This window comes from Nostocoides sp. (genome assembly GCF_035343835.1).
Lineage (GTDB): Bacteria > Actinomycetota > Actinomycetes > Actinomycetales > Dermatophilaceae > Nostocoides_A > Nostocoides_A vanveenii.
On record NZ_DAOQZV010000172.1, the window covers coordinates 1 to 6,944 of the forward strand.

7 protein-coding genes are annotated in these 6,944 nt (G+C 71.0%); all 7 read left to right on the top strand.

Going from position 1 to position 6,944, the window contains the following annotated elements; all coding sequences use genetic code 11:
• The coding region (locus PKH97_RS11840) for a chloride channel protein (protein WP_324387663.1) at window positions 1-323 on the top strand (323 nt) is incomplete at its 5' end.
• A 240-nt stretch (window positions 324-563) separates the two neighbouring features.
• On the top strand, window positions 564-1,814 hold the full coding sequence (locus tag PKH97_RS11845) for a cupin domain-containing protein (RefSeq protein ID WP_324387664.1): 1,251 nt from the start codon (window positions 564-566) through the stop codon (window positions 1,812-1,814).
• A 173-nt stretch (window positions 1,815-1,987) separates the two neighbouring features.
• Window positions 1,988-3,151 (top strand): sucrase ferredoxin, encoded by a 1,164-nt coding sequence (locus PKH97_RS11850; protein ID WP_324387666.1) that lies wholly within the window; start codon window positions 1,988-1,990, stop codon window positions 3,149-3,151.
• Window positions 3,151-3,798 carry a DUF1345 domain-containing protein gene (locus PKH97_RS11855; protein ID WP_324387667.1) on the top strand — a complete coding sequence of 216 codons (648 nt, stop codon included), beginning with the start codon at window positions 3,151-3,153 and terminating at the stop codon, window positions 3,796-3,798. The genes PKH97_RS11850 and PKH97_RS11855 overlap by 1 nt, the downstream gene beginning before the upstream one ends.
• Window positions 3,799-3,853: 55 nt before the next feature.
• A complete protein-coding gene (locus tag PKH97_RS11860) occupies window positions 3,854-4,318 on the top strand; it encodes a hypothetical protein (RefSeq protein ID WP_324387669.1) in 465 nt (154 codons plus the stop codon).
• Entirely contained in the window at window positions 4,315-5,079 is a 765-nt protein-coding gene (locus PKH97_RS11865) for an HAD-IA family hydrolase (protein WP_324387671.1), read from the top strand. The genes PKH97_RS11860 and PKH97_RS11865 overlap by 4 nt, the downstream gene beginning before the upstream one ends.
• A gap of 73 nt (window positions 5,080-5,152) precedes the next feature.
• Window positions 5,153-6,802: an FAD-binding dehydrogenase gene (locus tag PKH97_RS11870; protein WP_324387672.1), complete on the top strand. Its 1,650-nt coding sequence runs from the start codon at window positions 5,153-5,155 to the stop codon at window positions 6,800-6,802.
• The last annotated feature ends 142 nt before the right edge of the window (window positions 6,803-6,944 follow it).

Consider the following 6,944-nt stretch of genomic DNA (forward strand, 5'->3'; position numbering starts at 1 on the left):
GGACCGGCGTGCCGGCTGGCGTGGTCGCGCCATCGCTCGCCATCGGTGCAGGCATCGGCCACGACGTGGCCGCGCTCACGGGGGTGACGGCCGAGGCGGCGATTCCCCTGATCGCGCTCGGCATGGTCGGCTTTCTCGCTGCCACCACACAAGGCCCGATCACGGCCTTCATCATCGTGATGGAGATGGTCTCGGGACACACGATGGTGCTGAGCCTGATGGCCACCGCACTGCTGTCGAGCGGCATCGCACGGCTTCTCACGCGGCCGATGTACCTCGAACTGGCCGCGCTGCTCGTGCCCGCCCGGCCGCACACGCCTTGAGCTCGTCAGGCCCCGCGCTGCGGCGAGCAATGACGATCGCGATCCCGCCCAGGATGGCGGCCGACGCGATCACGAGCCGCAGCGTGAGCGGTTCGCCGAGCACCGCGATGCCACCGACGGCGGCGAGGACGGTGGTGCGGACGGCGGCGCGGATGGTGGTGCCGACGGCGGTGCGGATGGTGGCGCGGACGGCGGAGCCTGAACGGCATACGGCAAGGCGCGTCCGATCGTGACGACGACGTGACCGACTTCGCAATGACCGGCGGGACGGCGGGCAACCGCCGTCCCGCTCTGGCGCGCCTATTGGCGATCAGCACCGACGAATTCGCCGAGAAGTACTGGGGAAGCGCCCCGAAGCTGTCGACGGCCGCCGAGCTCGGCGCGGCCTTCGACGATCTGTTCAGCAATGACGCCGCCGACGAACTCATGGCCAAGCGCGGTCTACGGACGCCCTTCCTGCGTGTTGCCAAGGACGGCCGCACGCTCGGCGACGCCGAGTTCACAGCACCGGGCGGGGTCGGCGCTGCCATCCGTGATCAGCTCAGCGACGATCGCCTGTTGCGGCTGTTCGCCGACGGGTCGACGCTCGTCCTGCAAGGCCTGCACCGTACGTGGGGGCCGCTCATCGACTTCGCCGGTCAGCTCGGCACCGATCTCGGGCACCCGGTCCAGGTCAACGCCTATGTCACGCCGGCGCAGAGCACGGGCTTCAGCTCGCATTACGACGTCCACGACGTCTTCGTCATTCAGATCGCCGGCCAGAAGCGGTGGCAGATCAGGCAGCCCGTCCTCAGCCTGCCGCTGCGCACCCAGCCGTGGGAGCAGCGTCGCGCTGCCGTCGCCGAGGCCGGGCAGGAGAAGCCGCTCCTGGAGGTGACGATGTCGCCGGGAGATGTGCTCTATCTGCCCCGCGGCTATCTCCATGCCGCGACCGCGCTGGGCGAGATCAGCACGCACGTGACCATCGGCATCCACGCCTGGACGCGTCACCACCTGCTCGAACGACTGATCACGTATGCCGTGGCTCGCCTCGCGGACGACCCGGAAGTCCGCCGCTCCTTGCCGATCTCGGCCGACGCAGGCCACGCCGACCGCGTGCCCGCGGCCGACTTCGAGTCCGTCCGCGAGCGACTGATCGCCGTTCTCGCCGGCGCTACGCCGGCCGATGTTCTGCCGCAGACCGAACTCGCGCACCGGGCTGCGCAGCGCGCCGCTCCGGTGGCGCCCATCGCGAGCGTGGTGGCCGCGGGTGCCCTCGGCCCCGACGACATCCTTACGCTGCGTCCGCATCTCGCCGCCGTGCTGACCGAGCCGAATGCGGACGGGGCCGCCGAAGTTGTCAGCCGCGCCGGCCAGTTCGCCGTCGCCGCCGGCGAACTTGCTGGTGTCGAGCAGTTGCTGGCCGGCGGCACAATCGCCGTGCGGGAGAGCGGGATCGACCTGGCCCGCCGCCTGGTGCTCGGCGGGATCGCGACCGTCGTTCGACGCTAGCTCGACACCACCCAGGGCTGAAGCTTCACCGTCGAGCGCGCACCTACCGCGCATCGGGAGTGCACTCGGACACCGAAATCGCCCAGGAGCCCCAACACGGGGAGGCCGAATGCCCGGAGCCGCTCGATGGCTGTCGACGGGGGCAAGGGCTAAGGCCGGGATAGCCTCACGGGATGAGCGCGAGGACGACATCTCCGGGGCCCGGGGATCGTCGCGAACCCTGCTCAAACGGCGCCCGCCGGCGCCCCGACCCGTTGATCGCCTCAGCCCCCCCGACCCAGCGCTGGCTGCTGCTGGAGGTCCCGGCCGCCTGGTCGGAGAAGGTCCTCAACTCCCGCGACATCCGTGGTGCCCGCGAAACGCTGGCCGGGATTGTGGAGCGCCGGCACGGGCGGGTGCTCTTCGTGCGACGGCCCGGCCGGCGACCAACCGGCGCCAACGCCCCGGAGGGACCTGCCGGCACAGTGGGGGTCGATCTCGCGAGTGGGTCGCGCATGTCAACCGGCGCCAACGTCCGGGAGGGAACTGCCGGAACAGGCGCCTTGGACGGACCATCCGGGGCCATCGCCCCGGACGGACCTGCGGGCGCCGGCCATGCCACCGAGGCGGGCGAGCGCACGTGGGTCGTCGTCGACGCGGCGACCGGGACCGAGTCGGCCGGTCACTGGACTTCGGCCGATGGCAGCCGGCCCGCCGACCTGAAGGACGCGATCGCCGCCTTCGATAGCGACGGGCCGCTGGCCCTGCCGGCGACCACCCGCCTGCTGGTGTGCACACACGGCACGCACGATCAATGTTGCGCCGTCCGCGGCCGACCGGTTGCCGCCGCCTTGGCGACCGAATGGCCCGAACTGGTCTGGGAATGCAGCCACCTCGGTGGGGATCGCTTCAGCGGCAATCTGATCGTCCTGCCGACCGGCACCTACCTCGGCCATCTCGACGCGGCCTCGGCCAATGCCGTCGCGCGTGAAGAACTGGCGGGACGCACCCCGCCGGAGCACCTACGGGGGGTCGCGACCCAATCCCCAGTGGTCCAGGCGGCGGTCACCGAAGTGCTGCGCGTCTTCGGCCCGTATGCCGCCCACCTCCTGCGCGGCCGCGTCGTGCCCCCGGCAGCCTCCGCTCCCAGCACCGACAACCTCGCCTCGGACGAGGTCGAGGTGCTCGTCACTGGCCACCCACGCGCCGAACGGGTGCGCGTCCGGGTCACGCGCGTCGTGCTCCCGCCGGCGCGACGCGCGTGTCTGGCCGACATCGAGAAGGTCGCGATCACGCATACGGCCATGCTTGCGGACGGCACCGACAACTCTCTCCCCACCGATCCCCTGGAGCGCTGATGACCGAGAGCGGCGACCCCCTTCCCAGCTCCGCGACCACCCGCCTGCTCGGATCACTCGTCATCGGCGTGCTCGCCGGCGCCGTCATCGGCGTCCTTTTCGACACGGCCATCGGGCTGCTGGCCGCCGTGACGGCCGGCCACGGGGCGTTCGTGGCCTGGGGGTGGGCGACGCTCTGGCCGATGGACGCCGACTTCACCCGCCGCAACACCCGACGTGAGGACGTCCGCGCAAGCGTCGAGGAACTCATCGTGGTTGTCGCGGCCATCGGTGGGCTGGTCGCGATCGGCGTCCTGGTCCTCCTGGGCAATTCGGCCGCCGCCCAACTCGCCGCCGCGCTCGCCCTGGCCGGCGTCTTCATGGCCTGGGCCAGCCTGCACCTGATGTATTCCGCGCGCTATGCCCGCCTCTATTACGCCGACGACACCGGCTCCGGAATCGACTTCAACCAAAAGCAACCGCCCGCTTACCGCGACTTCCTCTACTTCGGCTACAACCTCGGCATGACCTATCAGGTCTCCGACACCGCGGTGACCAACCCGGCGATCCGTTCGGTGATCCTGCGCCATTGCCTGCTGTCCTATGTCTTCGGCGCCGTCGTCCTTGCCAGCACCATCAACGTCGTCGCCTCCATCGTCGCCAAATAGCGTGGCCGGGCGCGTACCGAACCACCCGGGCGGGCCGAGACGGCATAGTTGCCGTATGACCGAGTTCACCGAGTCCGAGCACGACACCATCCGCTTGGGAGCCTTCGGGGCCATCGCCCTGGTCTCCAAGGCCGACCCCGGGTTTTTCTCGACCTTCAAAGAGTCGATGGCCGGATCCAAGGCCCTCGCCGCCGCCCCCGAGTCCGTGCGCGACCTCCTGCGCGGTGGGGGCTTCGTCAGCCCGCCCCGCGGCACCCCGGAGCAGGTCGACGCCGAGGTCCTGGACACCCTGCGCCAGGCGACGGCGCTGCTCGATGCCAAGGACCCGGCAGCTGCGGCCGGCTATCGCGAGGTCATCCGGGCGGCGAGCGATGCCGTCGCCAACGCCTCGAAGGGCGTCAGCGACGAGGAGCGCGCCGTGATCGCCCGGATCGAGGCCGCCCTGACCGCTGCCGTCCCCGCGGACGCTGCTGGGCCGACGGCGGACGCCGCGCTGCCGCCGGCCGATTCGCCGGCGTGACCGCCGGGCAGTCGTCGACTGGCTCGCCGGATGTGCTGACCCAGGAGCCCGAGCCGGACCGCTCGCCGCCGCTGATCGACGGCCTCGACGCCCTTGTCAGTCGCGGATTCGCTGCCGTCTTGTTCGACCTGGACGGCACGCTTATCGACTCCACGCCCTCGGTCGAGCGCAGTTGGGCGACGTGGGCCGGCACCTACGGGCTGACCCTGGCCGACCTGCAAGGCTGGCACGGTGTCCCGGCGCGCGGGCTGATCGCGCACTTCCTCCCGCCGGAGCAGCACGCCGAGGCCGAGCAGGCGATCACCGACCTGGAGATCGCTGATGTGGAGGGCATCGCCGCCCTGCCGGGGGCGGCGTCCTTTCTGGACGCGCTGGCTGGCACCGGACGATCGGCGATCGTCACCTCGGGCGTTGATCGCCTCGCGCGGGCCCGTATTCAGGTCAGTGGCCTGACGGCCCCCGATGTGGTCGTCACTGCCTCCGATGTTGTCCACGGCAAGCCCTCGCCGGACCCGTATGTCCTTGCGGCACAACGTCTCGGCGTCGATCCCGGCGCTTGCCTCGTTGTCGAGGACGCACCCGCCGGCCTCGCGGCCGCGCGAGCCGCGGGGTGCGCCACCCTGGCGGTGACCACAACCACGGCGTATGCGGATTTGGTCGCCGACCCGAACGCGGACGCGGTGGTGCCCACCCTGGCATACGTCCGCGCGGTGGTCGGCGACGACGGGGTGCGGATCGTCAGGAGCGACCTGACGACCTGAGCACCTGCCGCCCTGGTTACCAAGGGGAAGACACGTCTCTCGTGCCCTCCTACCCGTGGGTAATATCAACGGTATGGACGCGGACCTCATCGTCGTCGGCCACGGTTTGGCCGGCTTGGTCGCCACGGCCGAAGCAGTCGCCGCGGGCAGCCGAGTCGCGCTCGTGGATCAGGAGAGCCAGGCCAATCTCGGCGGTCAGGCGTTCTGGTCCTTCGGTGGTCTGTTCTTCGTCGGGAGCCCCGAGCAGCGGCTCATGGGGATTAAGGACAGCGTCGAGTTGGCCTGGCAGGACTGGTGCGGCACAGCGGGTTTCGACCGCCCGGAGGATCATTGGCCGCGCCGGTGGGCGCGGGCCTATGTCGAGTTCGCGTCCGGCGAGAAGCGGTCCTGGCTCGCCGGGATGGGCATGCGCTGGTTCCCGCTGGTCGGCTGGGCGGAGCGCGGCGGTGGGCGCGCCGGGGGTCACGGCAACTCGGTGCCGCGCTTCCACGTGACGTGGGGGACCGGCCCCGGGGTCGTGGCTCCGTTCGAGGAGCGGGTGCGTGCGGCGATCGCGACGGGCCGGGTGGTGCTTCACGACCGGCACCGCGTCGAGGAGTTGATCATCGAGTCCGGCCGAGTGGCCGGCGTGCGCGGGGTGCGTCTGACGCCCGACGCCGCCGCCCGCGGGGTGGCCAGTTCGCGTGAGCCAGTGGGGGATTTCGAGTTGCGTGCGGGAGCGGTCGTCGTGACCTCCGGCGGCATCGGAGGCAACCACGATCTGGTGCGCGCTCAGTGGCCCGCGCGCCTCGGGACGGCGCCGGCGAGGATGCACACGGGCGTCCCGGCCTATGTCGACGGAAGCATGCAGCCGGTGGTCCAGGCCGCCGGCGGACGGCTGATCAACGGTGACCGGATGTGGCACTACGTCGAGGGCATCGAGAACTGGGACCCGATCTGGCCAGGGCACGCGATCAGAATCCTCGGCGGGCCCAGCTCGCTGTGGCTCGATGCCCGCGGGCGGCGCCTCCCGGCGCCCCTCTGGCTCGGCTATGACACGCTGGCGACGCTAAAGCACTTGCGGCAGAGCGGTTTCGACTATTCCTGGGTGCTCACCAATCGGGCGGTCGCCGGCAAGGAGTTCGCGCTCTCGGGGTCGGAGCAGAACCCGGACCTGACCGCTCGTTCGATCCCCGCCGTGCTCGGACGCGCGCGCACCGAGGTCGGGCCGGCGCTGCAGAACTTCCTTGATCACGGCGTGGATTTCCTGCAGGCCGACGACATCGCGACGCTCGTCGCGAAGATGAATGGGCTCGCCGGCAGCACCCTGTTGGACGCCACCGCGATCGAGCGCCTGGTCCGTGACCGCGACGCCCAGTTGGGTAATCCCTTCGCCAAGGACGCGCAGGTGGTCGCGCTGCACAATGCGCGCGCCTATCGGGGCGACCGGATCAGCAAGCGAGCCTTCCCACCCCACGCGTTGCTCGACCCGGCCTATGGCCCGCTCGTTGCCGTGCGGATGCATGTGCTCACCCGCAAGAGCCTCGGCGGCATCGAGACCGACCTGGGCGCGCGGGTGCTGTCCGTCACCGGAGACCCCGTTCCCGGCCTGTATGCCGCGGGCGAGGCGGCGGGCTTCGGCGGCGGTGGCGTGCACGGGTATGCCGCGCTCGAAGGCTCGTTCCTCGGCGGCTGCCTGTTCTCGGGGCGGGCCGCCGGCCGGGCGGCCGCCGCCGACACCTGATCGTTCTCAGCCCGGGTTCAGCCCCTGCCCGGCGCGGCGGGCCGCCGGATCAGAGGTATTGGCCGGTGCCACAGTCCTCCGGTCGCGACCTCATCAGAGGTGCTGGCTGGTGCGACCGGCCTCCGGTCGCGACCTCATCAGA

Bases quoted from the DNA above. Each gene is read 5' to 3' on its own strand.
- PKH97_RS11850 (WP_324387666.1), top strand. From the start codon at position 1,988: ATGAGCGCGAGGACGACATCTCCGGGGCCCGGGGATCGTCGCGAACCC.
- PKH97_RS11855 (WP_324387667.1), top strand. From the start codon at position 3,151: ATGACCGAGAGCGGCGACCCCCTTCCCAGCTCCGCGACCACCCGCCTG.
- PKH97_RS11860 (WP_324387669.1), top strand. From the start codon at position 3,854: ATGACCGAGTTCACCGAGTCCGAGCACGACACCATCCGCTTGGGAGCC.
- PKH97_RS11870 (WP_324387672.1), top strand. From the start codon at position 5,153: ATGGACGCGGACCTCATCGTCGTCGGCCACGGTTTGGCCGGCTTGGTC.